A 21,852-nucleotide genomic window follows, 5' to 3' on the forward strand; every position below is an offset into this window, starting at 1 on the left:
CCGGGCGGGGTCGTACGGCCCGAGCGGCTGCGGCCGGATCTGGACCCCGCCGTCGCCCGGGCGCTGATGCGGGCCCTGGAACCGGACCGCGAGCGGCGCCGGCCCGCCACCGCCGGGGCGTTCGCCGACGAGCTGGAGCGGCTGGCCGCCGCGTGCCCGCCCGCCGCCCGGCCCCGCGGACGGGGCAGGGCCGCGGCGCCGGTGGCCGCCCTCGTCCTCGCCGTCGCCGTCGCCGGCGCCGGGGCGGTCCTCGCCCTGGTGGACCGGCCGTCCTCGGCCACCGGCGTCCGGGTCGAGGACGCCACCGGCCGGATCGCGGTCCGGGTGCCGGACGGCTGGGGCCGCCGGCTGCGCGGCTCCGGCTGGAATCCCGCGGCGCTGGGGCTGCCCGCCGGGCACGAGCCGGGCCTCGCCGTCGCCGACGACCTGTCCCGGTGGCAGGACCCCGGGGCGGACGTGCGCGGGGTGTTCGTCGGGCTGAGCGAGCACGGCGACGTCACCGCGCGGGTGAACGCGCTGGGCCACCCGGGCTGCCGCTACGACGGCGGCCGCCCCTACACCGACGGGCGGTGGCACGGCCGGATCCGGGCCTGGAGCGCCTGCCCGGACGGCGGCCGGCTCACGGAGACCGCGCTCGCCCCGGACGGCGGCGGCCGGCCCCGGGTGTACGTGCAGATCCGTCAGCACGGCGACGGCGACGCGACCGAACGCGTACTCCGCTCCCTGCGGGTCACCTGACCCGTACGGGTGAACTCCGCGCGGCACGCGGTGGGAAGGAGTTCGGAGGAAGGTGAGGAATGCGCGGTCGGCCGCGAACTTTTCGCCCGGTCCGCGCATCGGACACCCATGACGGCGCACGAGGCGCCGGACGCACGCGGCCACCGTGTGCGGCGAACCTCCAGGAGTGTGGAACATGACGCACACGTCCCCGTCCGCCCACCGGGCGGCCCTGCTGGCGAGCGCGGCCGCCGTACTGGGTCTGCTGACCGCCTGCGGCAGCGGCGGCGGCACGAGCGGCGCCCCGCGGCAGGTGTCGGGCACCGCCGCGCCCGCGACCGGCGACACCACGGCCGGTACGACATCCGGCACGGCACCCGGCACGGACTCCGCCACGAACAGCGGCGCCGCACCCCCGAGCGGCGCGACCACCACCGGCTCCGCCCGCGGCACGGGCGGCGCCCGCACCACCGCCACGAGCACCCGCTGCCACACCTCCGAGCTGAGGGCCTCGGTGGGCCGCGACGACCCCGGCGCCGGGCAGGAGAACTTCCCGGTCGTCCTGACCAACACCTCCGGCCGCACCTGCACCGTGCGCGGCTATCCCGGCGCCGCGTTCGTGGACGCCGCGGGCAGGCAGCTGGGCCCGGACCCCAAGCGGTCCCCGGGGACGCCCACCGCCGTGACGCTGAGGCCGGGCAGCAGCGCCTGGACGGGTCTGACGTTCTCCAACCCCGGAGTGAGCGGGGCGAGGACGGCGACGCCCGCCGCGCTGATCGTCACCCCGCCGGACGAGCGCGACCACCTCACGGTGAAGTGGACGGCCGGCCAGGTACCCGTGGGCGGCAACGCCTCCTCGGTGTTCCTGACGGTCCTCGGCCCCGGCACGGCTCCCTGAGCGGACGCCGCCGACCGCATCCGGGAGGACCCCGCCCTGAACACCGCGCTCGCCGAGAGCCTCTCGGTCGTCCTGCTCGTCGCCGTGCTCGCCTGGGCCGTCGTCCGCCCGTTCGGCTGGCCGGAGGCGGTCATGGCCGTGCCCGCCGCCGGTGTCGCCGTCGCGGTGGGCGCGATCCCGCTCGGCCATGCCCGGGCCGAGGCCGAGCGGCTGGGCCCGGTGGTCGGGTTCCTGGCCGCGGTGCTGGTGCTCGCCCACTTCTGCGACGCCGAGGGGCTGTTCCGGGCGTGCGGGGCCTGGACGGCCCGCTGGGCGCGGGGCCGCCCGGTGCGGCTGCTGACGGCGGTGTTCGCGCTGGCCTCCGCCATCACCGCGGTGCTCAGCCTGGACGCCACGGTCGTGCTGCTCACGCCGGTGGTGTTCGCCACCGCCGCCCGCACCGGCGTACGGCCCAAACCGCACGTGTACGCGTGCACGCACCTGTCCAACACCGCGTCGCTGCTGCTGCCGGTCTCCAACCTCACCAACCTGCTGGCGTTCACGGCGAGCGGGCTGAGCTTCACCCGGTTCGCGGCGCTGATGGCGCTGCCGTGGCTGGTCGCGATCGGCGCCGAGTACGTGGTCTTCCGCCGTTTCTTCGCCCGCGACCTGGCGGCCGCGGCGCCCTCGCCGCGTACCGGGGAGCCGCCCGGGCTGCCGCTGTTCGCGCTGGTCACCGTGGCCTGCACGCTCGCCGGCTTCGTGGTGGCGTCCACGTTCGGCGTCGAACCGGTGTGGGCGGCGCTGGCCGGGGCGCTGGTGCTCGCCGGGCGCGCGCTGGTGCGGCGGACGGCGACCCCACTGACGGTGGTGCGGGCCGCGGCGCCGGCCTTCCTGGCGTTCGTCCTGGCCCTCGCCATCGTGGTGCGCGCGGTGGTGGACAACGGCCTCGCCGGCGCGCTCGGGCACGTCCTGCCCGGCGGCACGGGACTGCCGGCGCTGCTCGCCGTCGCCGCGCTGGCCGCCGTACTCGCCAACCTGATCAACAACCTGCCGGCGGTGCTGGTCCTGCTGCCGCTGACCGCGCCGGCCGGGCCGGGAGCGGTCCTCGCGGTGCTGCTCGGGGTGAACATCGGCCCGAACCTCACCTACGCCGGTTCCCTCGCGACCCTGCTGTGGCGGCGGATCGTGCACCAGCACGAACACGGCGTGGACCTCGAGGAGTTCACCCGGCTCGGTCTGCTGGCCGTGCCGTCCGCGCTGCTTCCCGCGGTGGTGGCACTGTGGGGAGCGCTCCAGGCCCTTTGAAGACGGAGGAGGCCGACCCGGATGCGTGTGATCGCCTGGCTGGTGGAGGGCACTTGGCCCGCCTGCGTGGACGCCGTACGCACCTACGCGCCCCACGCGTCCGAGGTGGTCCTGCTGCACGTCAGCGGGGAGGAGGTGCCCGGCGTGGCGCACGGGGCGTTCGCCGGGCTGCTCGGGCGTGGGCATCCGTGGGGGCGCCCCCCGGCCGAAGGCTGGGGGAGGGATCCGGGGGACCTGCTGGCGGACCTCGGCGGTACGTCGGCGGCCGAGCTGCTGGACGCGGCGGCGGCCCGGCTCGGGCGGCCGTGCACGCGGCTGGAGCGCGGCGGACGGGTGGAGCGCGAGGTGGTGGCCGCCGCGGAGGGCGCGGACCTGCTGGTGCTGGCCCGCGACGGCGACCGCGAGCGGCTCGGCCCGCGCAGCCTCGGTCCGGCCGCGCGGTTCGCCGTGGACCACGCGCCCTGCCCGGTGCTGCTGGTGTGGCCGGAGACGGCACCGGACCTCACGACGATGCCCCCTCCCCCTCCCCCTCCCTCGCCTCTGCCGCACTCGCCGCACCACCGCTGACGTGGTTCAGCGACCGCCGTGCCCGCCCCCTGGGCGGCGGTGACGCCAGTCGCGGTCCCGTGAGCAGGAGCGGTCGTGGGCGTCGCAGCTGTCGGTGGGGCTCGGGCCGGCGTCGTCGGACGTCGGCCGCGGGGTCGTCCGGGGTGCCGTGGTGGCCGGGACTGGCGGGNACGGCCTGCTGCGCCGGGGCCGACGGCCGGGGGGTGGGCGGGGCCGACGACACCCGGCCCGAGGAGCCGCCGTCCGCGCCCCAGTTGACCACCTCCATCTGCGGGTCGGGGGTGGAGGTGTCCATCACCCAGCGCTGGGTGTCGCTCTTCGCGCGGGTCTTGAGGACGAGGGCGCCCCCGCCGTCGGTGGCGGCCGGTGTCAGGGCCAGGTCCTGGTCGAAGCGCGGCACGAGGTCGCCCCGCAGGGTGAAGTCGTAGCGGATGTCCTTCGGGCCCGGCCCGGAGGAGCCCGTACAGGGGGCGAGCCGTACCGAGTAGCCCAGGCGGGAGTCCAGGCACAGACCGGGCGCGGCGCCGCTGCGCAGCAGTCCGTCGGTCTCGTACACCCACTGCTGGTCGGGCGTCGGCGAACAGCTCGTCAGCTCGGTCTCCGCCCCCTCGACGGCCTTCCTGCCCACGACGCCGACGCAGAGTCCGGACGCGACGTTGTGCAGCCGCCCGCGCAGGGTGGTCCTGCCCGCCGCGCCGGCGCCGATCCAGGACGGCCCGGCGGACGCAGAGCCGCTGCCGGGCGTGTCGGAGGGCCGCCCGCCGGCTCCGGTGGCGTTCGCCCCGTCCCCGGAGCCGAGCACCGCCCACAGCACGAGCGGCAGCGCGACCAGCCCGCTCACCGTCGCCACCGCGATGGCGAGATTCCGCTGCCGTGCGGCCCGCCGCGCCGCCTTCTGAGCCATCCTCCGCCCACCGGCACGCGGCCGGACCCCGGCACCCGCCGAGGCCGGCCCCGTGGCGGGATCCGGCGCCGCTTCCCGGCCCGCCGAGGCCGGTACCGGACCGGTCCCGGCGGCGCCTCCACGGCCCACCGAGGCCGGCTCCGGCCCGGAGGCAGCGGCCGCGAACGGCTCGCCGGGGGGCGGCGCACCCGGGCCGACGGAATCGAACGGCTCTCCCCCGACCAGTACGAACGGCTCGCCGTCGGCGGACGGCGGGGCCGCCGGGTCCTCCGGGGCCGTGGGCATCAGGCGGGAGTCGCGGTAGGCGCGGGCGCCCCAGCCGAGGATGCCCTCGGCGAGCGCGGCGCCCAGGTCCGCGTTGAACCGGGACAGCTGGTCGGCGGTGTACCGGCAGTGCGTGCAGCCGTCCAGGTGCGTGCGCAGGTCGGGGTCGAGGTCGACGCCGCCGCGCCGGTAGGTGACGTCCAGCAGCCGCAGGTAGAGCAGGCACTCCTGCCGGGGGGCGACCTCGCGGTGCACCTGGAGGCACTCCTCGCGCAGCCGTTCACGGGCCCGCCGCAATTCGGCGCGCGCGTCCTCCTCGTCGATGCCGAGCAGCCGGGCCGGGGCCGCGAGCGGCTCGGCCTCGACCTCGGTGTGCCACAGCAGGGCGCGGGCCGCCTGGGGCAGCCGCTGGAACGCCCGGGAGAGCAGGCGCCGGTCGCCCGGCGGCAGCAGGCGCGCGCCGATCCGGTCGCCGTCGTCGCCCGCCGCCCGCAGTTCCGGGTGCAGCATCTCCCGCCGGTGGTCCGCGCTCCACTCGGCCGCGATGCGCCGTACGGTGACGAGCAGTTGGGGACGCCAGGCGGCCGTCGGTCCCGACTGCCGCAGGGACTGGCCGAACAGACGGGTGAAGGCCGCGGTGGTGAGCATGCCCGCGGACTGCGGACCGTCGGCGCACAGCCGTGCGTAGGAGAACGCCGCTTCCCAGTGCCGGTCCAGCAGTTCGCCGACGGGCTGCACCTCGGGAGTGGTACCCGTCCGCTCCCTGAGTCCGGCGCTCAGCTGTTCGTCCGTGATACCGAACGGGCCGCGTGGCGCAGGGGAATTGGACACGCCCGGGTCTTTCACGGCTGCATTCCTCCGTACACACCGCGGATTTGGTTCATACCAAAAATCAAAAAAGGGGGCGTCGGCCTCTCGAGCGTCCACCGCGCAGAGGGAGACCCATGGTCTGCTCGCCGACAGGCCACACCTTCGCACAGGCCGACGGCGGGCAACAAGGGATCACACGGTTTTGCGCAAAACGCTCTCGAAACAACCTTGTTGACGATTTTTCAAAGGGAATTACGGCCCGCGGCGGGCTGTTCCCGGAAGGCGTCCAGAAGGTCCAGTGCCCGCTCCCAGCCGAAGCCCGGCCGACCGCCGTCCTCGCGCGGCTCGCCGGAGAACGGCTCGCCGAAGCGGACGCCCATGCCGCGCAGGCGCGCGAGGCTCTCCTGGTAGGCGGGGTGGGCGGCCAGGGTGGCGGAGACGCACGGCAGGACGGCGACCGGCACACCCATGCCGTAGGTCTCGCACAGGGTGGCCAGGGCGAGGGTGTCGGCGGCTCCGGCGGCCCACTTGTTGACGGTGTTGAAGGTGGCGGGCGCGACGACCACGGCGTCCGGCGGCGGGAACGGCCGCGGGTCGCCCGGAGCGCGCCAGGCGGAGCGTACGGGGTGGTTGGTCTGCGTCTCGACCGCCGCGGTGTCGAAGAACCCGCCCAGGGCGACCGGAGTCGCGATGACCCCGACCTCCCAGTCCCGCTCCTGCGCGGCGGCGATCAGCTCGCTGACGCCCGCGGCGATGCCGGCGGCGCAGACGACGACGTAGAGGAAACGCTTCCCGGCGGGTTCGTCGGTCCGTTCGCTCATCCGGGAGAGCCTACTCGACGGCCCCTGCCGGCCCNNGGGTTCAGCCGTCCTCCGACACCGTGATGGCACCCACCGGGCAGGCCCGGGCGGCTTCCCCGACCAGCGGGTCGCCGCCGCCGTCCTCGCGGCCGGGCAGCAGGGTGCTGAAGCCGTCGTCGTCCTGGGTGAAGACACCCGGGGCGGTCAGGGCGCACTGTCCGGCGCCGATGCAGCGGTCCTTGTCGATGCGGATGCGCATGGCGGCATGCCTCTTACCAGGTCACGGGGAGTTCCAGCATCCCCTGGATGGTGTCGCCCGGCTTGAAGGGGATCTCGTCCGGCGGGACGGCGAGCCGGAGCGTGGGCAGCCTCTCGAAGAGGGTACGCAGGGCGATCTCCAGCTCGGCGCGGGCGAGGTTCTGGCCGAGGCACTGGTGGATGCCGAAGCCGAAGGCGACGTGGTGGCGGGCCGAGCGGTGCCAGTCGAGGGTGTCGGGGGCGGGGTAGACGTCCTCGTCCCGGTTGATGACGGAGGTGGAGAAGACCACGCCCTCCCCGGCCCTGATCGTGGTCCCGGCGATCTCGATGTCCTCGGTGGCCAGGCGCAGCAGTCCGTCCGCGATGGACAGCATCCGCATCAGCTCCTCGACCGCGGCGGGCAGCAGCGAGGGGTCGGCACGCAGTTCGGTCAGCCGGTCGGGGTGCCGCAGGAGCGTGTAGGTGCCCAGGGAGATCATGTTGGCGGTGGTCTCGTGGCCGGCGACCAGGAGGATCATCGCCAGGGCGGTCAGCTCCTCGCGGTCGAGCTCGCCCTCGCTCAGCCGCTGCTGGACCAGTTCGTCCAGCAGGCCCTCACCGGCCTCACCGGCCTCCTGCCGCTGCTTGCGGTCGATCAGGGCGTCCAGGTACGCCTGGAGCCGGTCCCGGGCCTCCCGCGTGTCCTCGGCCGTCGGTCCGCGCAGCAGCCGCCTCGACTGCTCCTCGAAGAACTCGTGGTCGGCGTAGGGCACGCCGAGCAGCGCGCAGATCACCGTGGACGGCACCGGCAGCGCGAAGGCGCGCACCAGATCGGCGGGCGGCCCCTGCGCGGTCATCTCGTCCAGCAACTGGTCGACGATCTGCTGGATCCGGGGCCTGAGCTCGGTGGCGCGCTTGAGGGTGAAGCTCGGGATCAGCATGCGCCGCTGGGTGCGGTGCCGGGGGTCGTCGACGCCCAGGAGCGCGGGCCTGCGGTCGCGGACCGCGGCGAAGCGGGGCGTGGTGGCCGGAAAGCCCGGGCGGGTGCGGTCCGTGGACAGCCGGGGGTCGACCAGCAGGTCACGGGCGAGGCCGTGGCCGGTCACGAGCCAGGCCGGGCGGCCGTCGTAGAGCCGGATGCGGGTCAGCGGCCGGGTGGCGCGCAGCGGGTCGTACCCGGTGGGCGGGTGGTAGGGGCAGCTCCGGTCCTGGGGGAAGGCGACGTGTTCGGACTTTTCGGTCAGGTCCGTCATGGAAGACCTCGCAGACGAAGGGTGCGTCGTGCCGGTCCTCATTGGATGCCCGAGGCATCCATTGGCGCGACAGGAGGTTCGGCCAGATCGGCGATCCGCGGGAACTGGCCGGGAATCACCCACTCCGCATCGTAAATCGGTTTCCGCCGAAACCGCACGGCGTACAGGATCCGGCCATGCCCACGACCGACGTGTTCCTGCCGCTGCCGTCCGCCGCCGACCTGCCGGCGCGGTGCCGGCAGCAGCCCGGCCGCCCCCGGAGGCCCGGTCCCGCGCTGCCGTGACCGCGGCGCTCGTCGCCGGGCTGCTCGCGGGCTACGGCATCGCCGTGCCCGTGGGCGCCGTCGGGACCTACCTCGTCACCCTGACCGCCCGTACGTCCCTGCGGGCCGGTTCCTGCGCCGCGCTCGGCGTCGCCACCGCCGACGGCCTCTACGCCCTGCTGGCCGCACTCGGCGGCTCGGCCCTGGCGGGTCTGTTGCGGCCGGCGCTGGGGCCGCTGCGCTGGGCGTCGGCCCTGGTGCCGGCGGCACTGGCCGTGGGAGGCGCGGTCGCCGCCCTGCGGCAGTACCGCGGGCACCGGCCCGCCACCCGCGCCGCCCCGCCCGCGCCGAGCCCGGCACGCGCCTACCTGGCGCTGCTCGGGATCACCCTGCTCAATCCCACCACGCTGATCTACTTCGCGGCGCTGGTGCTCGGCAGCCGCGCCGCGCACGCCGTACCGCCCGTCGAGCAGGCGGTGTTCGTCCTCGCGGCCTTCGCCGCGTCGGCGAGCCGGCAACTGCTGCTCGCCGGCGGCGGCGCGCTGCTCGGCCGGGCCCTGACCGGCCACCGGGGGCGGCTGGTGACGGCGCTCGTGTCCAGCTGTGTGATCACCGCGCTGGCGGTACGGATGCTGGTGCCGCCGGGATGAGCGCCCGCCCCGGGCGGGCGGTGCCCAGCGCGGTGGGGACGGTCCGGGCCGGTGCGGATGTTGAATGGACGGTGCACGATCGGTCTCAGGACACGACGAGAGGACGGACGGCATGCCTCTTCAGGGCGAGTACGAGCCCAGCCCGGCCCAGTGGGTGAGGGAGCAGGTGGAGCTGTACGAGAGCTCCGGCGGCACCGAGGGGACCACGCTGCGGGACACGGGGTTGCCCGTCGTCGTGGTGACCATGGTGGGCGCACGCAGCGGCAGGATCCGCAAGACGCCGCTGATGCGCGTGGAGCACGACGGGCGCTACGCGGTGGTGGCCTCCCAGGGCGGTGCGCCCAAGCATCCGTTCTGGTACTTCAACCTCAGGGCCGACCCCCGGGTCGAGCTGCAGGACGGCCCGGTCAAGCGGGACATGACGGCCCGTGAGGTCTCCGGCGCGGAGAAGGCCGAGTGGTGGGAGCGGGCCGTCGCCGCGTTTCCCCCGTACGCCGAGTACCAGGAGAAGACCTCGCGGGAGATCCCGGTCTTCGTGCTGGAGCCGACGGACTGAGCCAACGGACTGAGGCGGCGGTCCGGGGCGGCGGGCCGGCACGTCGGCCGGAAAGGGATCCGGACCGGGAGGCATGGGTCCGCCCCCGCCCGGGCACCCGTGCCTCAGGCCCCGCCGCGCTCCCCCGTCGCGGCGGGGCTCTCCCGCGCCGCCTCCTCGGCCGGGCGGTCGGTCACGTCGAGGAAGATCCGGTCCGCTTCGGGGACGGTCCGGGCGATGGAGCGCTTGATGCGCACGGCGACCTCCTCCACCCGCTCGCTGTCCAGGCCGGGGGTCAGGTCGATCCGGGCGGCCACCAGCAGGGAGTCCAGGCCCATCTTCATCGTGAACAGCGCCTCCACGCTGTCGATCTCCGGCTGGGCCCGCAGCAGGCACCGGATGCGGCCGCTGAGCTCGGGTTCGGCGGCCTCCCCGATCAGCTGGTCGCGGGCCTCGCGGCCGAGCCGGTAGGCGACGTGGACGAGCAGCGCGCCGATGGCGAGCGAGGCGGACGCCTCCCAGACGGCCTGCCCGGTGACCATGTGCAGTGCCATGCCGGCCAGGGCGAGGACGACGCCGATCACCGCGGTGCCGTCCTCGGCGACGACCGTGCGCAGCGCCGGGTCGCGCAGGCCGCCCACGCCGCCCTGCCGACCCGCCTGGCGCACCGCCCGCAGCAGGGACAGGCCCTCGGCGAGCAGGGCGACGCCGAGCACGATCAGGCCCGCCACATAGCCGCTGAACGTCTCCTGCGCGCCGTGGCGCAGGGCCTCGACGCCCTGGAAGAAGGAGAAGCAGCCGCCCATGACGAAGATGCCGACGGCGGCGAGCAGCGACCAGAAGAAGCGCTCCTTGCCGTAGCCGAAGGGGTGCCGCCGGTCGGCGGGGCGGCGGCTGCGGCGCAGCGCGGCCAGCAGGAAGATCTCGTTGAGGCTGTCGGCCACGGAGTGGGCCGCCTCGGACAGCAGCGCGGGCGAGTGCGCGATCAGGCCGCCGACGGCCTTGGCGACCGCGATGACCAGGTTCGCCGTGAGCGCCACCAGCACGGTGACGCGGGTGCTGCGGTCCTTCGTGTGCTTCCTCGTGCGGTGCCGGATGTGGTTCCGTGTGTAATTCCGCGTGTCGTCCGTCGGGTGCTCCCTGGATTTCCCGCTCACGTTCGCCGACTGCCCCGGTCGGCGCGGGTCACACGGTGCCGACGGCGGATTTCGGGGAACGCGTCCACCAGGACACCCGCTGAGCAGGGAGGACACATGAGCGACGGGGGCGAGGGCAACACCGCCTACGGCCACAAGGCCTTCAAGCGGTCCAGGAGCCACTTCGCGGACCGGATCACCGCCGACGGGCGGGACGGCTGGCCGGTGGAGGCCGGACGCTACCGGCTGGTGGTCAGCCGCGCCTGTCCGTGGGCGAGCAGGGCACTGGTGTCGCGGCGGCTGCTGGGGCTGGAGGACGCCCTGTCGCTGGCCGTCGTCGATCCGATCCAGGACGACCGCAGCTGGCGTTTCACCCTCGACGCCGACGGCCGTGATCCCGTGCTCGGGATCCGCTTCCTGAGCGAGGCCTACGACCGGCGGGAGACGGGTTACCCCGGCGGGGTGAGCGTGCCCGCGGTCGTCGACGTGCCCAGCGGCGAGCTGGTCACCAACGACTTCCAGCAGATCACGCTCGACCTCGCCACCGAGTGGACGGCCCTGCACCGTCCGGGGGCGCCGGACCTGTATCCGCGGGCGCGGCGCGACGAGATCGACACGGTGATGGCCCAGGTGTACGAGGACGTCAACAACGGGGTGTACCGGTCGGGCTTCGCCACGACCCAGGAGGAGCACGAGGCCGCGTGCGCGGGCGTGTTCCGCCGGCTGGACCTGCTGGCGGACCGCCTGGCCGGGCAGCGCTACCTCGTCGGCGACACGATCACCGAGGCGGACGTCCGGTTGTTCACCACACTGGTCCGTTTCGACGCCGTCTATCACGGACACTTCAAGTGCAACCGCTGGAAGCTGGCCGAGAACCCCGTGCTGTGGGCGTACGCCCGCGATCTGTACCAGACGCCCGGCTTCGGCGACACGGTCGACTTCGACCACATCAAACGGCACTACTACGAGGTGCACACGGGCATCAACCCCACCGGCATCGTGCCCCTCGGGCCCGACCTGTCCGGCTGGCTGACCCCGCATCACCGCGAGGAGCTCGGCGGGCGGCCCTTCGGCGACGGTACGCCGCCGGGTCCCGTGCGGCCCGGCGAGGAGATTCCCGCACGGGGCAGGCCCTGACGCCCACGGCCCTCCCACCGGCAGAGGAGACACAGGTGGCCAAGAAGAAGCACAAGCTCCCGCTCGCCTACCAGCCCCTCGGCTTCGTGCTGGGCTGGGCCGGCGGTGCGCTGGCCGGACTGGCCTTCCGCACGACGTGGAAGGCCATCCGGCACGAGGACGACGCGCCCGACCCGCTCGACGCGGACCGCCACTGGGGGGAGATCCTGCTCGCGGCGGCCGTCCAGGGCGCGATCTTCGCCGTGGTGCGCAGTGCGGTGGACCGTGCGGGGGCGACGGCGATCGAACGGTCGACGGGTGTCTGGCCGGCGAAGTCGAAGGACGGCCGGAGCGCGTAGCGCGGGCAACGCGCCCACCCCCCGGCGCACCCCACCCGCGCCGGGGGTCAGCCCTGTTTGGGGGCTGCCCGGTGGGCTCGGCGGAGGGTGAAGCTGTGGCCGGCCGGGTCGGAGCAGCTGCGCTCCTCGTACGGGCCGGGGCCGTCCTTGGCCTCCAGGGGGCGGCCGCCCAGTTCGACGACCCGGCGCTCGGCCGCGTCCAGGTCCTCCACCAGGAAGTCCAGGTGGACCTGGAGGGAGTTCTCGGGGCGCGGCCAGCTCGGCGGGGTCGCGTTCGCGTCGCGCCGGAAGGCCAGCCGCAGTCCGTCGGCGGCCCGTACCTCCACCAGGTTGGCGGTCACGTCCGTCTCCTGCGCCTGCAGCAACTCCTTGTAGAACACGGCGAGTTTCTCGGGCTCGGCGCAGTCGAGCACGACGACGCCCGCGGTCACCAGTGGCATGTCTCCTCCGAAGGGTCCGGCGGCAGGGCACGGGTGCCCTGCCGCGCTCATGTCCCTGATATCCGCGCCCCGCGGTTTCAGTCCGCCACCAGCCACTCCCCGTCGCGCATCAGCTCCCGTCCGTCCAGCTCGTTCGCCTCGCGCCAGGCCTGCACGCGCTGGGGGCGGATCCGGAAGTACAGGTAGGGCGTGGTCATTCGGCGGGGGTTGAAGCGGGTCTTGGCAGCGAACAGGTCGGCTTCTTCCTCCGGCAGTTCGGCGGGCGGCACGGTTTCGACGGTGCCCTCCACGATGACCACGTCCCGGGTCGGCCCGATGCCGAGGCGGACCCTGCCGGTCTCGCGCAGGTTCCGGCCGGTGGGGCTGGCCTCGGGGGTGGCCACCAGCAGCATCCCCGCGTCCCAGAGGAACGACAGCGGCACCAGGTACGGCACCCCTCCCCCGGCGTCGGCCGTCGCCACCCAGGCGTCGACGTCGTTCTCCAGCCGGTGCAGGGTGTCCAGCTTGCGCTGCTTCGCGGAGCGTACGGCAGGCGGGGTCATCGTCGAACAGCCTCCTGGTCGTCGTCGTACGGTCGGACGGAACTCTCTCAGTGTGGACCGTCCGGCATCCCGGCGGGCGGAGCCGGGCAGGGTGGGTCACCATGAACGTCGTGAACACCGTGAACACGATGCGTGCCGTCGGCCAGGACGTCCTCGGCGGTCCCGGGGTGCTGAAGGTGACCGAGGTGGAGCGGCCCGCGCCGCGGCCCAACGAGGTGCTGGTGCGGGTGCGGGCCGCCGGGGTGAATCCCACCGACTGGAAGCACCGGGCCACCGGCGGCTTCCTGGGTGAGCCGCCGTTCGTGCTGGGCTGGGACGTCTCCGGCGTCGTCGAGGCGACCGGGATCGGCGCGTCGCTCTTCCGGCCGGGGGACGAGGTCTTCGGCATGCTGCCCTACCCCTTCGGCCACGGCTCGCACGCCGAGTACGTGACCGCTCCGGCCCGTTCCTTCGCGCCCAAGCCCGCCGGGATCGACCACATCCAGGCGGGCGCGCTGCCGCTGGTGTCGCTGACCGCCTGGCAGGCGCTGGTGGAGCGGGCGGACCTCCGCGCGGGGCAGCGGGTGCTGGTCCACGCGGCGGCCGGCGGGGTCGGTCATGTGGCGGTGCAGATCGCCAAGGCGCGCGGCGCGTACGTCATCGGCACCGCGAGCGCGGGCAAGCACGACTTCCTGCGCGGGATCGGGGTGGACGAGCCGGTCGACTACCGTACGACCGACTTCGCCGAGGCCGTGCGGGACGTCGACGTCGTGCTGGACACCATCGGCGGCGACACCTCCCTCCGCTCGCTGCGGGTGCTGCGTCCGGGCGGGCTGGTGGTGTCGATCCTGCCGGTCGGCTCCGACGACTTCTACGAGGAGGCCGGCCGGCTCGGTGTGCGGGCGCTGCGGATGCTGGTCGACGCCGACCACCACGGCATGAGGGCGATCGCGGAGCTCGTCGAGGAGGGCGGGCTGCGCGCCGAGATCGCCGGCACCTTCCCGTTGGCCGAGGCCGCCGAGGCGCACGAGCTCGGTGAGACCGGCCGCACCACGGGGAAGCTGGTCCTGTTGACGGACTGACCACAACTGGCCACAACTGACCGTAGTGGAACCGTAATTGACGACAATCCGAAGACATATGTCAACCGAACATGCTGGAATTCCCTTCTACAGGGGTAGGTTGCCGTGCAGAGGCCGCTTGGAGGCGAAGTCGTCGTGGCGAACGAATCCGCGCCGCCGGCCCGGCATCTGCGCGTCCGCCGGGACCGCGGGCACACCGTGCTGGAGCTCCACGGCGAGATCGACATCGCCGCGGCGGCGCAGATCGTCCCGTACCTGGACCGGATCACGGCCCGGCCCGGGGCCCGGGTCGTGATCGATCTGAGCGGGGTCGACTTCTTCGACTGCTCCGGGCTGCGCCTGCTGTACCGGGCCCGCGGCCGGGTCCTCGGCCGGGGCGGGGAGCTGCGCCTGGTGTGCACGCACCCGCTGACCCTGCGCATCCTCAAGGTGACCGGTCTGGCCCGGCTGCTGCCCCCGCAGCCGTCCCTGGACGCGGCCCTGGACCGGCCCGAGGCGACGTCCGGCTCCTTGTGAGCCCTCGTGGGCCCGGTGCTCCTCGTGGTCCTCCGCCGGCACGGGCGCGGTGTCGGTGCACACGATCTCCAGTACGTCCGGCTGCTCGGCCGGCCGTCCGAGGACGCCCGCCGCGACCAGCAGGTCGGCCATGACGACGACGCCGCTGACGCGCTACAGCCGCACCATGCTGCGGCTGTTGACTTCCTCCCCCGCCCAACGGCGGGAGAGTCCAGCGGTCGCCCGCCGGGTTTCCTGCTTCGCCGACGACCGCCCCGTCCGGGAGGACTCCCGTTGAGGTCTTACACCGTCTCCACAGGCAGACGCCGCCAGCCCGGCGGCCAGGATGTTGCGTGCCGCGTTCACGCGGTCATGCACGGCACCGCAGTCGCACGTCCCCTCACGGACGTTACATCTGGTCGCGAAGCCGCGGTCGAAGCCCTTGAGAACGGGGGCCGGTCCGGCGGCGCCGCTTCGCCGCGGTCTTCCTCTCCAGCGGGCCCGCCGGTCCCGAGGCCGTGCCACCGGCCGTCCGGAAGCCGGCCGCGGTATGCCGCCGGTCCTGGTGAACCGCCAACGGGGTTGTCTGGCAAGGGATGTGGCGGGCATGTGTAGGAGGAGGAAGGAGGACCGCCGCATGACGACTTCCCCCGAGCGACCGCCCCGGCGCATGCCCGGCTGGGCGAAGGCGGTGGGCGCCCTCGTGGTGGTGCTCGCCGTGCTGTTCGCCGGTATCAGGCTGGCCGTGCTGCCCGGAATCAAGGACCTGTTCGGCACCGAGACGCACGACCGCTCCGGCCCCGCGCTGCTGAAGTCCATCCAGGATCTCAGTCGTTACGACGCCGCCTCCGGCAACTTCCAGGTCGTGGTGGACCTCGAGAAGGACGCCAAGTACCTGCCCGACGCGATCCGCGGCACCCGCACCCTGTACGTCGGCGCCGGCACCGTGGACGCCTACGTGGACCTCGGCGGAATCGGCGACAAGGACGTGAGGGTCGACGACGACCGTACGTCGGCCACGCTGCGGCTGCCGCACGCCCGGCTCGGCAAACCGGCCCTGGACCCGGACCACTCCTACGCCGTCTCCAAGCAGCGCGGTCTGCTCGACCGCCTCGGCGACCTGTTCTCCGACAACCCCAACAGCGAACGCGCCGTGCAGCAGCTCGCGGTCAGGCACATCGCCGAGGCGGCCAGGGGCAGCGGGCTGACCTCACGGGCGGAGACCAACACCACCGGCATGCTCGAAGGGCTGCTGAAGTCCCTCGGCTTCCAGGAGGTGCACATCACCTACGGGACCTGATCAGCCGAGGACCCCGGGCAGCGCCAGCGCCCCGAGCAGGGCCGTCCCCACCAGCAGCCAGGCCACGTAGTCGCCGACGTGGCCCGACTGCAGACGCCGCAGCGGCAGCGCCCACCCGGGGGCGCCCAGCAGCTGCGGGCGGGTGACGGCCACGGCGGCGAGTCCCACCGCCAGCAGGGTGGACAGCAGGTCAAGCAGGACTCCCGTCGCGGTCCACTCCACGGAGGAGAACCCACCCCAGGACCCGGCCTCGTCGACCGCGTGCCCCACCACGCCGGCGAAGCCGGGCACCGCGCCGACGGCGAGCGCCGCGAGAAGCAGGACCGCCGGGACCGCACGCATGGTGTGGGGGACCTTGTCCAGCCGCTGCCGGGTCTCGGGCTCCTCGCCGGAGCCGGAGGTCTTGTCCTCGTCGCGCTCCTCGCCCCTGTGCTCCTCGGGCTGCGGGCCGAGCCCGAGGAAGACGCGGGCGGCGACCCGCAGCACCGCTGCTCCGGTGAGGGCGGAGACCGCGACGTACAGCACGGTGAGCGGGCCGCCGACGGCCTCCTCGGCGACCGCCTTGCCCAGGCCGGTCCCGAAGGGCGGCAGTCCGGCCAGGGCCAGCCCGCCGATCGCGAACATGGCACCGACCAGTCGCAGTCGCCGGGCCCGGCCGTGCAGGGAGAACTCGTCGACGCTGCCGTAGCGGTCGAGCAGGATCCCGGCGCAGGCGAACAGGGCGGCCTTCACTCCGGCGTGGCCGAGGAGGTACAGCGCGGTCCCGTCGTCGGCCTCCGCCTTCAGCACGCCGATGCCGACCAGGAACAGCCCGGTGTGGCCGATGGTCGAGAAGGCGAGCAGGCGCTTGATGTGCCGCTGGTACCAGCACATGACCGCGCCGACGGCACCGGTCAGCACGCCCAGCACCACCAGGGCCCGGGTGAAGTCGGCCGCCGGGATGCCTCCGGGCCCGGAGAAGACGGTCCCGTACACCCGCCAGACGCCGTAGACGCCGAGCTCCACCATGACGCCGGACAGGAGCATGCACACGGGTGTGGGCGCCACGGCGTGCGCGTCCGGCAGCCAGAACTGGAAGGGCACGGCGGCGGCCTTGACCAGCAGACCGGTCAGGAACAGCACGAAGCCGGCGAGGGTGAGCGCGTCGGGCCCGTGCTGTCCGGCGGCCTGGTCGAGGCCGTGTCCGATCCTCGCCATGGCGAGTTCGCCGGTGCGGGCGTAGAGCAGGGCGACGCCCATGAGCATGAAGTAGGCGCCCAGCGAGTTGACAAGTGCGAAGCTCAGCCCGCCCTGTACGGCCTTGGCCTCGTCGATGCGGTAGCCGGTCAGCGCGTAGGCGGCGACGCCCATCAGCTCGAAGAACACGAACGCGTTGAACAGGTCGCCCGCGATCGCGAAGCCGCACATGCCGCCCTGGAAGAGCAGCATCAGCGCGGGGTAGGAGCCGGCGTGCCCGCGGGGCGGCTCGTCGAAGTAGTACCAGGAGTAGGCCAGCGCGGCCAGCGTGAGCAGTGAGACGAGCGCGGCCATGCCGAGCGAGGCGCCGTCTCCGGTCACGACGATGCCGACGCTCCCGCCGTTCCCCGGGAACCAGTCGCCGACCCATTCCACCAGTGGCGGCGAGGAGTTCAGCAGCAGGACGACCGCCAGGGCGGCGGTCGTGGCGGAGACGAGGGAGCCGAAGGCCTCGGCGGCCGGACGGGGCACATGGCGGCCGCCCGCGACGAGCAGGCCGGCACCCAGCAGCGGGACGGCGGGCAGCAGCGGCAGCAGATGGCGCATCAGCCGCGCAGCTCCCTCAGCTCGTCGGGGTCGACCGTGCCGTGCCGCTTGGAGATCTGCACGGTCAGCGCGAGCAGCAGCGCGGTCACCGTCGCGCCGACGACGATGTCGGTGAGGGTGAGCGCCTGCACGACCGGGTCGACCACGGGCCGCGAGCCGGGCCTGACGTCGGAGAAGACGGGCGCGGTGCCACCGTCGCGGTAGCCGACGGCCAGCAGCAGGACGTACGTCGCGGACTGGCACACGGCCAGGCAGCCCACGGCGTGGATCAGGTTCCGGCTGGTGGCCAGGCCGTAGCAGCCGACCAGGAGCACATAGGTGGCGACCAGGTACGGAAGGACGTGCATCACGGCACTCACGGCGCTCTCACTCCCCGCTCTCCTCTGCGATCTCGACGGCCTGGTCCAGGAAGCGGGCGAGCAGCACGACGACCGCGCAGGCGACCTCCATGCCGATGGCCGCGTTCAGCAGCGGGACGGTGCCCCCGGAGGACAGCGTGTTGAAGGTGCCGTACGGCAGCAGCGTGTTGGCGAGGAAGGCGGTGCCGGCCAGGACGCCGGCGAGGCCGAGGACGAGGTAGGCGGAGGCGGAGACGGCGTCGCCCATCTCGTAGGCCTCGACCGGGCGGACGCGTTCCAGGGCGGCGTAGTCGGCCCCGAGGTACAGCAGGTGCAGGGCGGTCGCGGCGACCACGCCGCCCTGGAAGCCGCCGCCGGGGCTGAGCTGCCCGTGGGCGATCACGTAGAGGCCGGTGACCAGGGCGACGGGCAGCACGACCAGCGCGTAGCGGCGCACGGGCACGGCGACCTCGGAGGGTTCGGGCCGGTCGCGGTGTTCGTCGCGGGCCTGGCGCAGCAGGACGACGCAGCCGAGGACGGCCGCGAAGAGGATCGTCATCTCGCCCATCGTGTCGAAGGCGCGCTGGTCGAAGTTGACGGAGGCGACGGTGTTGGCGGTGTGCCGGGACAGGGACGCGCGCACGGCACGGTCGCCGTAGGGGTGGCGGGCGCCGCCGAAGACGGGAAGGCGCAGGCAGGCGGCGACGAGCAGCGCGGCGAGTCCCGCGCCGCCGAGGGCGACCAGCCACAGCCTCGTGCGCGGGTTCGCTCCTCGCCGTCCTTGCCTCCGGCGGAGGGCCGGTGGACCTTGCGCACCGAGAGCATGATCAGCAGTGGGGTCAGGACCGAGCCGACGGCGAGCTGCGACAGCCCGACGTCGGGTGCCTGCAGGACGGTGAACAGCACGGCGAGGGCGGTGCCGAGGACGGCCAGGACGAGGGCCTGGCGGGCGGGGTCGCGGTTGACGACCGCGGCGGTCGCGGCGGCGGCCACGAACAGCAGTGCCAGGACGACGGCCACGTCAGCCACGGCTCACCTCCGCGAAGCCGTGGGACAGCGCCCGGGAGGCGACGAGGTTCCCGCCGACCAGCAGCGCCCCCACGATCAGGAGTTTCACCAGGGAGCGGCCTGGTCCGGTGACCGCGCACAGGACCAGGACGACGACCGCGCCGACGCCGGCCGCCGCCCAGGTCGGCCCCCGGGCCCGGGGCGGGTCGTCGGCGAGTTCACCGGCGAGCAGCCGGGCGAAGACCAGGGTGCCGACCGGGCCCAGCAGGGCCATGAGCAGGGCGAGATCGACGTAGGCGGTACGGCTGTAGCCCTGGGAGAGCAGCAGCAGGCCGGGGCAGACCATGGCGGTGGACAGGTTCTGGGCGACGACCCGGCGCTTGAGCGGTCCGGTGGCGACGCCCCACAGGGTGGTGCCGAGACCCACGGCCAGGACGACCGTCGCCGCGAGGATCCAGCCGTTCACCGCCGGACCACCGTCCGCCGTCCGGCGCGTGCGGTCAGCGCGCCCACGCCCGCGGCGCAGGCGCCGACCACCCATTCCAGGGTGTAGACGGTGCTGATGAGCATCAGCCACAGCACGACGAGCGCGGCCCACCAGGCCAGGACCTCGCCCACGGCGAGGAGCGTCGTACGCACGTTCACACGCCACCTCCGCAGACTCCGCCCTCCGCCGGGCGAGGGACCTCGGGTACACCGTTTCCCGGCATCCAAGCACCGCCCCGGCCGTGGGGCGGGTGGTGGCGCGCGGGGCCGAAGCCCGGATGCCCCGTCAGCAGCAATGGAAACCGGGGCGCCAGACCCTTGCCGGGGCGGGGCATCGTCGGGTTGTTCGCGGGTAACCGGCCTACTAAACAGGGGAGTTGACGACTGGAGGACCGTATGGCCCGCGTGGCGCTCCGTCCGCGTACCGTGTTCCGTCCGCGCCCGGCCCGCCCGGCCCCCGGTGGACGCCGGCCGCTGCCCTGGCCGCTGCGGCTGCTGGCGATGCTGTGCGCCTTCGTCTTCATGGTGGCGTTCGCGGTCGTGCTGGCGAAACTGACGCTCGAGCCGTCGCCGGCGTCGGCGTCCATCGCGCACACCAATCTGCGTCCGGGGCGCTCGCTGCGGGCCTATCTGGAGGCGCCGGGGCTGCGGGAGACGGTCAAGCAGATCGGCGGGAACCTGCTGCTGGGGGTGCCGTTCGGCGTCCTGGTGCCGGTGGTGGCGCCGGGGGCGCGGGGGGTGCTGCGGGTCGTCCTGCTGACGGCGATGGTGATGCTGCTGGTGGAGTTCGCGCAGGGGGCGCTGATCACCGGGCGGGCCTTCGACGTCGACGACGTCATCCTCAACGCCTCTGGCGCGTTGGTCGGTTACCTGCTTCTGGGCCGGCGGATGAGCCGGGCGGTGCACGCGCGCAAGCCGCGTGAGTGAGCCTCAGGACTGCCCTGAGGACTCTCCCGGAAATGGTCCGTACCAAAGTATTGACGGCCACTTGTCCCCCTCCTTCAATCAAGGTGACCCCTTCACCCCCCACAACGGTCGGCGCGCCCGTGCACGGGCCGCCGTACGGAAGGGAGAGCCGTGGCCCGCCCACGCCTGCTCCGCAGATGTCTCCTCGCCGCCCTGTCGGCCGTTCTGGCCGGCTCCGCCATGGCCGGCCCCGCCCACGCGGACTCCCCCGAGGTCTCCGCCGCCGCGACGTTCTCCGACACCTTCGACGGGCCGGCCGGCGCGGCCGTCGACCCGGGCAAGTGGCAGACGGAGACCGGCGACAACGTCAACAACCACGAGCGGCAGTACTACACGCCGGGCACCCGCAACGCCGCCCTGGACGGCCAGGGCCACCTGGTCATCACCGCCCGCCGCGAGAACCCGGCCAACTACCAGTGCTGGTACGGCACCTGCCAGTACACCTCGGCCCGGCTGAACACATCCGGGAAGTTCGCCGCGCAGTACGGGCACGTGGAGGCCCGGATGAAGATCCCGCGCGGGCAGGGCATGTGGCCCGCGTTCTGGATGCTCGGCACCGACATCGGGCAGGTCGGCTGGCCGGACTCCGGTGAGATCGACGTGATGGAGAACGTCGGCTACGAGCCCTCCACGGTCCACGGCACCCTCCACGGCCCCGGCTACTCCGGCTCGGGCGGCATCGGCGCGGCGTACTCGCTGCCGGGCGGCCAGGCCTTCGCGGACGCCTTCCACACCTACGCCGTCGACTGGACGCCCGACTCGATCACCTGGTCGGTGGACGGCACCGTCTACCAGCGCCGCACGCCCGCCGACCTGGGCGGGCGGAAGTGGGTGTTCGACAAGCCGTTCTTCCTGATCCTGAACCTGGCCGTGGGCGGCTACTGGCCGGGCGACCCGGACGGCTCCACCTCCTTCCCGGCCCAGCTCGTCGTCGACTCGGTCTCGGTGACCACGGGCAACACACCCGCCGGCGGCGCGATCCGGGGGCTGGCCGGCAAGTGCGCGGACGTGGCCGGGGCGAACCCCGCCAACGGCACCCCGGTGCAGCTCCACGACTGCAACGGCACCCCGGCCCAGCAGTGGGCGCTCGCCGCGGACGGCACCCTGCGCGCGCTCGGCAAGTGCCTGGACGTCACGGACCACGGCACCGCGGACGGCTCCACCGTCCAGCTGTGGGACTGCACCGGGGGCGCGAACCAGCAGTGGGCCGTCTCCGCGGCGCACGACATCGTCAATCCACGGGCGGACAAGTGCCTGGACGTCACCGGCAACAACCCGGCCAACGGCACCCGGCTGCAGATCTGGACCTGCACGGGCGGCGCCAACCAGAAGTGGACGGTCGGCTGAGCGAGCGGGAGCCGGAGCCGCCCCGGACGGGTTCTAGTGCACGGTCCAGGTGAACTTGTCGCCGCCGACCCAGCGGACCACGTCCGGATCGTCCAGGTCGTGGATTCTGATGCCGAAGGCGGCGGCGGCTTCGAGCACGTCGATGACGGTCTTCGCCTCGCCGACCACCTCACCGTCGATCTCTACGACGCGGAAGGGCGGGTTACCCGGCTGCACGCTGAGCACGAAGATGCGCGGCCGGGAGATGTGGAGACCAGCTTCAGTCATACCATCCAGCGTAGAACGCCGGCG

General features: G+C 73.8%; 24 protein-coding genes and 5 pseudogenes. 13 read left to right on the forward strand and 16 right to left on the reverse strand.

The features are described 5' to 3' along the window. The 4 genes and pseudogenes from RH94_RS45370 to RH94_RS33320 all read left to right on the forward strand — a co-directional run. A pseudogene (locus tag RH94_RS45370) lies at positions 1-738 on the forward strand (serine/threonine protein kinase); the annotation flags it as partial. A 175-nt stretch (positions 739-913) separates the two neighbouring features. Then, positions 914-1,615, forward strand: a complete 702-nt coding sequence (locus RH94_RS33310) for a DUF4232 domain-containing protein (RefSeq protein ID WP_073952058.1) — start codon at positions 914-916, stop codon at positions 1,613-1,615. 36 nt (positions 1,616-1,651) lie between these two features. Continuing rightward, positions 1,652-2,902, forward strand: a complete 1,251-nt coding sequence (locus RH94_RS33315) for an SLC13 family permease (RefSeq protein ID WP_073952059.1) — start codon at positions 1,652-1,654, stop codon at positions 2,900-2,902. A 21-nt stretch (positions 2,903-2,923) separates the two neighbouring features. Next, positions 2,924-3,469 carry a universal stress protein gene (locus RH94_RS33320; RefSeq protein ID WP_073952060.1) on the forward strand — a complete coding sequence of 182 codons (546 nt, stop codon included), beginning with the start codon at positions 2,924-2,926 and terminating at the stop codon, positions 3,467-3,469. Between the two features lie 170 nt (positions 3,470-3,639). Here RH94_RS33320 and RH94_RS39120 read toward each other — a convergent pair. From RH94_RS39120 to RH94_RS33345, 4 genes and pseudogenes are all read right to left on the reverse strand, one after another. Beyond that, positions 3,640-5,285: pseudogene (locus tag RH94_RS39120) on the reverse strand (ricin-type beta-trefoil lectin domain protein); the annotation flags it as partial. A 404-nt stretch (positions 5,286-5,689) separates the two neighbouring features. Beyond that, a complete protein-coding gene (locus tag RH94_RS33335; RefSeq protein WP_073952061.1) occupies positions 5,690-6,268 on the reverse strand; it encodes a flavoprotein in 579 nt (192 codons plus the stop codon). Positions 6,269-6,308: 40 nt separating this feature from the next. Continuing rightward, a complete protein-coding gene (locus RH94_RS33340; protein ID WP_073952062.1) occupies positions 6,309-6,506 on the reverse strand; it encodes a ferredoxin in 198 nt (65 codons plus the stop codon). A gap of 13 nt (positions 6,507-6,519) precedes the next feature. Further along, complete coding sequence (locus RH94_RS33345; RefSeq protein ID WP_073952063.1) at positions 6,520-7,737, reverse strand: cytochrome P450; 1,218 nt, start codon at positions 7,735-7,737, stop codon at positions 6,520-6,522. Between the two features lie 280 nt (positions 7,738-8,017). On the opposite strand from RH94_RS33345, the gene RH94_RS33350 reads away from it, so the two are divergent. Together RH94_RS33350 and RH94_RS33355 are read left to right on the forward strand one after the other, a co-directional pair. Then, positions 8,018-8,650, forward strand: coding sequence for a LysE family transporter (locus RH94_RS33350; protein WP_073952064.1), 633 nt, complete (start codon positions 8,018-8,020; stop codon positions 8,648-8,650). A 112-nt stretch (positions 8,651-8,762) separates the two neighbouring features. Continuing rightward, positions 8,763-9,206 (forward strand): nitroreductase family deazaflavin-dependent oxidoreductase, encoded by a 444-nt coding sequence (locus RH94_RS33355; RefSeq protein WP_073952065.1) that lies wholly within the window; start codon positions 8,763-8,765, stop codon positions 9,204-9,206. Positions 9,207-9,310: 104 nt separating this feature from the next. Here the strand turns inward: RH94_RS33355 and RH94_RS33360 are convergent, their stop codons facing one another. Next, positions 9,311-10,282, reverse strand: a complete 972-nt coding sequence (locus RH94_RS33360; protein ID WP_107428892.1) for a cation diffusion facilitator family transporter — start codon at positions 10,280-10,282, stop codon at positions 9,311-9,313. A 156-nt stretch (positions 10,283-10,438) separates the two neighbouring features. On the opposite strand from RH94_RS33360, the gene RH94_RS33365 reads away from it, so the two are divergent. Continuing rightward, the gene (locus RH94_RS33365; RefSeq protein ID WP_073952067.1) at positions 10,439-11,458 is read left to right on the forward strand and encodes a glutathione S-transferase family protein; all 1,020 of its coding nucleotides are present in this window, start codon (positions 10,439-10,441) and stop codon (positions 11,456-11,458) included. A gap of 35 nt (positions 11,459-11,493) precedes the next feature. Next, positions 11,494-11,796, forward strand: coding sequence for a DUF4235 domain-containing protein (locus RH94_RS33370; protein WP_073952068.1), 303 nt, complete (start codon positions 11,494-11,496; stop codon positions 11,794-11,796). Positions 11,797-11,843: 47 nt separating this feature from the next. Here RH94_RS33370 and RH94_RS33375 read toward each other — a convergent pair whose 3' ends face one another. Both RH94_RS33375 and RH94_RS33380 read right to left on the reverse strand, forming a co-directional pair. Further along, a complete protein-coding gene (locus RH94_RS33375) occupies positions 11,844-12,236 on the reverse strand; it encodes a VOC family protein (protein ID WP_073952069.1) in 393 nt (130 codons plus the stop codon). Between the two features lie 77 nt (positions 12,237-12,313). Beyond that, positions 12,314-12,778, reverse strand: coding sequence for a pyridoxamine 5'-phosphate oxidase family protein (locus tag RH94_RS33380; protein ID WP_073952070.1), 465 nt, complete (start codon positions 12,776-12,778; stop codon positions 12,314-12,316). Positions 12,779-12,879: 101 nt separating this feature from the next. Here RH94_RS33380 and RH94_RS33385 point away from each other — a divergent pair, with 101 nt between their 5' ends. Together RH94_RS33385 and RH94_RS33390 are read left to right on the forward strand one after the other, a co-directional pair. Then, positions 12,880-13,839, forward strand: coding sequence for an NADP-dependent oxidoreductase (locus RH94_RS33385; RefSeq protein ID WP_073952071.1), 960 nt, complete (start codon positions 12,880-12,882; stop codon positions 13,837-13,839). 135 nt (positions 13,840-13,974) lie between these two features. Continuing rightward, a complete protein-coding gene (locus RH94_RS33390; protein WP_107428891.1) occupies positions 13,975-14,355 on the forward strand; it encodes an anti-sigma factor antagonist in 381 nt (126 codons plus the stop codon). 18 nt (positions 14,356-14,373) lie between these two features. On the opposite strand, the pseudogene RH94_RS46860 reads toward RH94_RS33390, so the two are convergent. Further along, positions 14,374-14,475, reverse strand: a pseudogene (locus RH94_RS46860) (ribose-phosphate pyrophosphokinase); the annotation flags it as partial. Between the two features lie 33 nt (positions 14,476-14,508). After that, positions 14,509-14,745, reverse strand: a pseudogene (locus RH94_RS45375) (RNA-guided endonuclease TnpB family protein); the annotation flags it as partial. A 226-nt stretch (positions 14,746-14,971) separates the two neighbouring features. Between RH94_RS45375 and RH94_RS33400 the strand changes: the two are divergent. Further along, positions 14,972-15,634 (forward strand): DUF4230 domain-containing protein, encoded by a 663-nt coding sequence (locus RH94_RS33400; protein WP_079189291.1) that lies wholly within the window; start codon positions 14,972-14,974, stop codon positions 15,632-15,634. Here RH94_RS33400 and RH94_RS33405 read toward each other — a convergent pair whose 3' ends face one another. The 6 genes and pseudogenes from RH94_RS33405 to RH94_RS33430 form a co-directional block, all read right to left on the reverse strand. Further along, positions 15,635-17,416 (reverse strand): complex I subunit 5 family protein, encoded by a 1,782-nt coding sequence (locus tag RH94_RS33405; protein ID WP_073952073.1) that lies wholly within the window; start codon positions 17,414-17,416, stop codon positions 15,635-15,637. It abuts the gene before it with no gap. Beyond that, complete coding sequence (locus RH94_RS33410) at positions 17,416-17,763, reverse strand: sodium:proton antiporter (RefSeq protein WP_073952074.1); 348 nt, start codon at positions 17,761-17,763, stop codon at positions 17,416-17,418. The genes RH94_RS33405 and RH94_RS33410 overlap by 1 nt, the downstream gene beginning before the upstream one ends. Positions 17,764-17,782: 19 nt before the next feature. Then, on the reverse strand, positions 17,783-18,505 hold the full coding sequence (locus RH94_RS33415; RefSeq protein WP_073952075.1) for an MnhB domain-containing protein: 723 nt from the start codon (positions 18,503-18,505) through the stop codon (positions 17,783-17,785). Positions 18,506-18,528: 23 nt separating this feature from the next. After that, positions 18,529-18,783 (reverse strand): annotated as a pseudogene (locus RH94_RS33420) (Na(+)/H(+) antiporter subunit B); the annotation flags it as partial. Next, the gene (locus RH94_RS33425) at positions 18,776-19,228 is read right to left on the reverse strand and encodes a monovalent cation/H+ antiporter complex subunit F (protein ID WP_073952076.1); all 453 of its coding nucleotides are present in this window, start codon (positions 19,226-19,228) and stop codon (positions 18,776-18,778) included. The gene RH94_RS33425 and the pseudogene RH94_RS33420, both read right to left, overlap by 8 nt. Continuing rightward, positions 19,225-19,401 carry a hypothetical protein gene (locus RH94_RS33430; RefSeq protein WP_407697395.1) on the reverse strand — a complete coding sequence of 59 codons (177 nt, stop codon included), beginning with the start codon at positions 19,399-19,401 and terminating at the stop codon, positions 19,225-19,227. The genes RH94_RS33425 and RH94_RS33430 overlap by 4 nt, the downstream gene beginning before the upstream one ends. 243 nt (positions 19,402-19,644) lie before the next feature. Here RH94_RS33430 and RH94_RS33435 point away from each other — a divergent pair, with 243 nt between their 5' ends. After that, entirely contained in the window at positions 19,645-20,175 is a 531-nt protein-coding gene (locus RH94_RS33435; protein WP_073952078.1) for a VanZ family protein, read from the forward strand. Positions 20,176-20,325: 150 nt separating this feature from the next. After that, the gene (locus RH94_RS33440) at positions 20,326-21,561 is read left to right on the forward strand and encodes a glycoside hydrolase family 16 protein (RefSeq protein ID WP_073952079.1); all 1,236 of its coding nucleotides are present in this window, start codon (positions 20,326-20,328) and stop codon (positions 21,559-21,561) included. Between the two features lie 33 nt (positions 21,562-21,594). On the opposite strand, the gene RH94_RS33445 is transcribed toward RH94_RS33440, so the two are convergent. Further along, on the reverse strand, positions 21,595-21,828 hold the full coding sequence (locus RH94_RS33445; protein WP_073952080.1) for a hypothetical protein: 234 nt from the start codon (positions 21,826-21,828) through the stop codon (positions 21,595-21,597). Between the last annotated feature and the right edge of the window lie 24 nt (positions 21,829-21,852).

It is taken from the genome of Streptomyces kebangsaanensis (assembly GCF_001906585.1).
Taxonomy (GTDB): domain Bacteria; phylum Actinomycetota; class Actinomycetes; order Streptomycetales; family Streptomycetaceae; genus Streptomyces; species Streptomyces kebangsaanensis.

Bases quoted from the DNA above. Each gene is read 5' to 3' on its own strand.
- RH94_RS33310 (WP_073952058.1), top strand. From the start codon at position 914: ATGACGCACACGTCCCCGTCCGCCCACCGGGCGGCCCTGCTGGCGAGC.
- RH94_RS33320 (WP_073952060.1), top strand. From the start codon at position 2,924: ATGCGTGTGATCGCCTGGCTGGTGGAGGGCACTTGGCCCGCCTGCGTG.
- RH94_RS33335 (WP_073952061.1), bottom strand. From the start codon at position 6,268: ATGAGCGAACGGACCGACGAACCCGCCGGGAAGCGTTTCCTCTACGTC.
- RH94_RS33340 (WP_073952062.1), bottom strand. From the start codon at position 6,506: ATGCGCATCCGCATCGACAAGGACCGCTGCATCGGCGCCGGACAGTGC.
- RH94_RS33345 (WP_073952063.1), bottom strand. From the start codon at position 7,737: ATGACGGACCTGACCGAAAAGTCCGAACACGTCGCCTTCCCCCAGGAC.
- RH94_RS33355 (WP_073952065.1), top strand. From the start codon at position 8,763: ATGCCTCTTCAGGGCGAGTACGAGCCCAGCCCGGCCCAGTGGGTGAGG.
- RH94_RS33365 (WP_073952067.1), top strand. From the start codon at position 10,439: ATGAGCGACGGGGGCGAGGGCAACACCGCCTACGGCCACAAGGCCTTC.
- RH94_RS33375 (WP_073952069.1), bottom strand. From the start codon at position 12,236: ATGCCACTGGTGACCGCGGGCGTCGTCGTGCTCGACTGCGCCGAGCCC.
- RH94_RS33380 (WP_073952070.1), bottom strand. From the start codon at position 12,778: ATGACCCCGCCTGCCGTACGCTCCGCGAAGCAGCGCAAGCTGGACACC.
- RH94_RS33385 (WP_073952071.1), top strand. From the start codon at position 12,880: ATGAACGTCGTGAACACCGTGAACACGATGCGTGCCGTCGGCCAGGAC.
- RH94_RS33400 (WP_079189291.1), top strand. From the start codon at position 14,972: ATGACGACTTCCCCCGAGCGACCGCCCCGGCGCATGCCCGGCTGGGCG.
- RH94_RS33405 (WP_073952073.1), bottom strand. From the start codon at position 17,416: ATGCGCCATCTGCTGCCGCTGCTGCCCGCCGTCCCGCTGCTGGGTGCC.
- RH94_RS33410 (WP_073952074.1), bottom strand. From the start codon at position 17,763: ATGCACGTCCTTCCGTACCTGGTCGCCACCTATGTGCTCCTGGTCGGC.
- RH94_RS33435 (WP_073952078.1), top strand. From the start codon at position 19,645: ATGGCCCGCGTGGCGCTCCGTCCGCGTACCGTGTTCCGTCCGCGCCCG.
- RH94_RS33445 (WP_073952080.1), bottom strand. From the start codon at position 21,828: ATGACTGAAGCTGGTCTCCACATCTCCCGGCCGCGCATCTTCGTGCTC.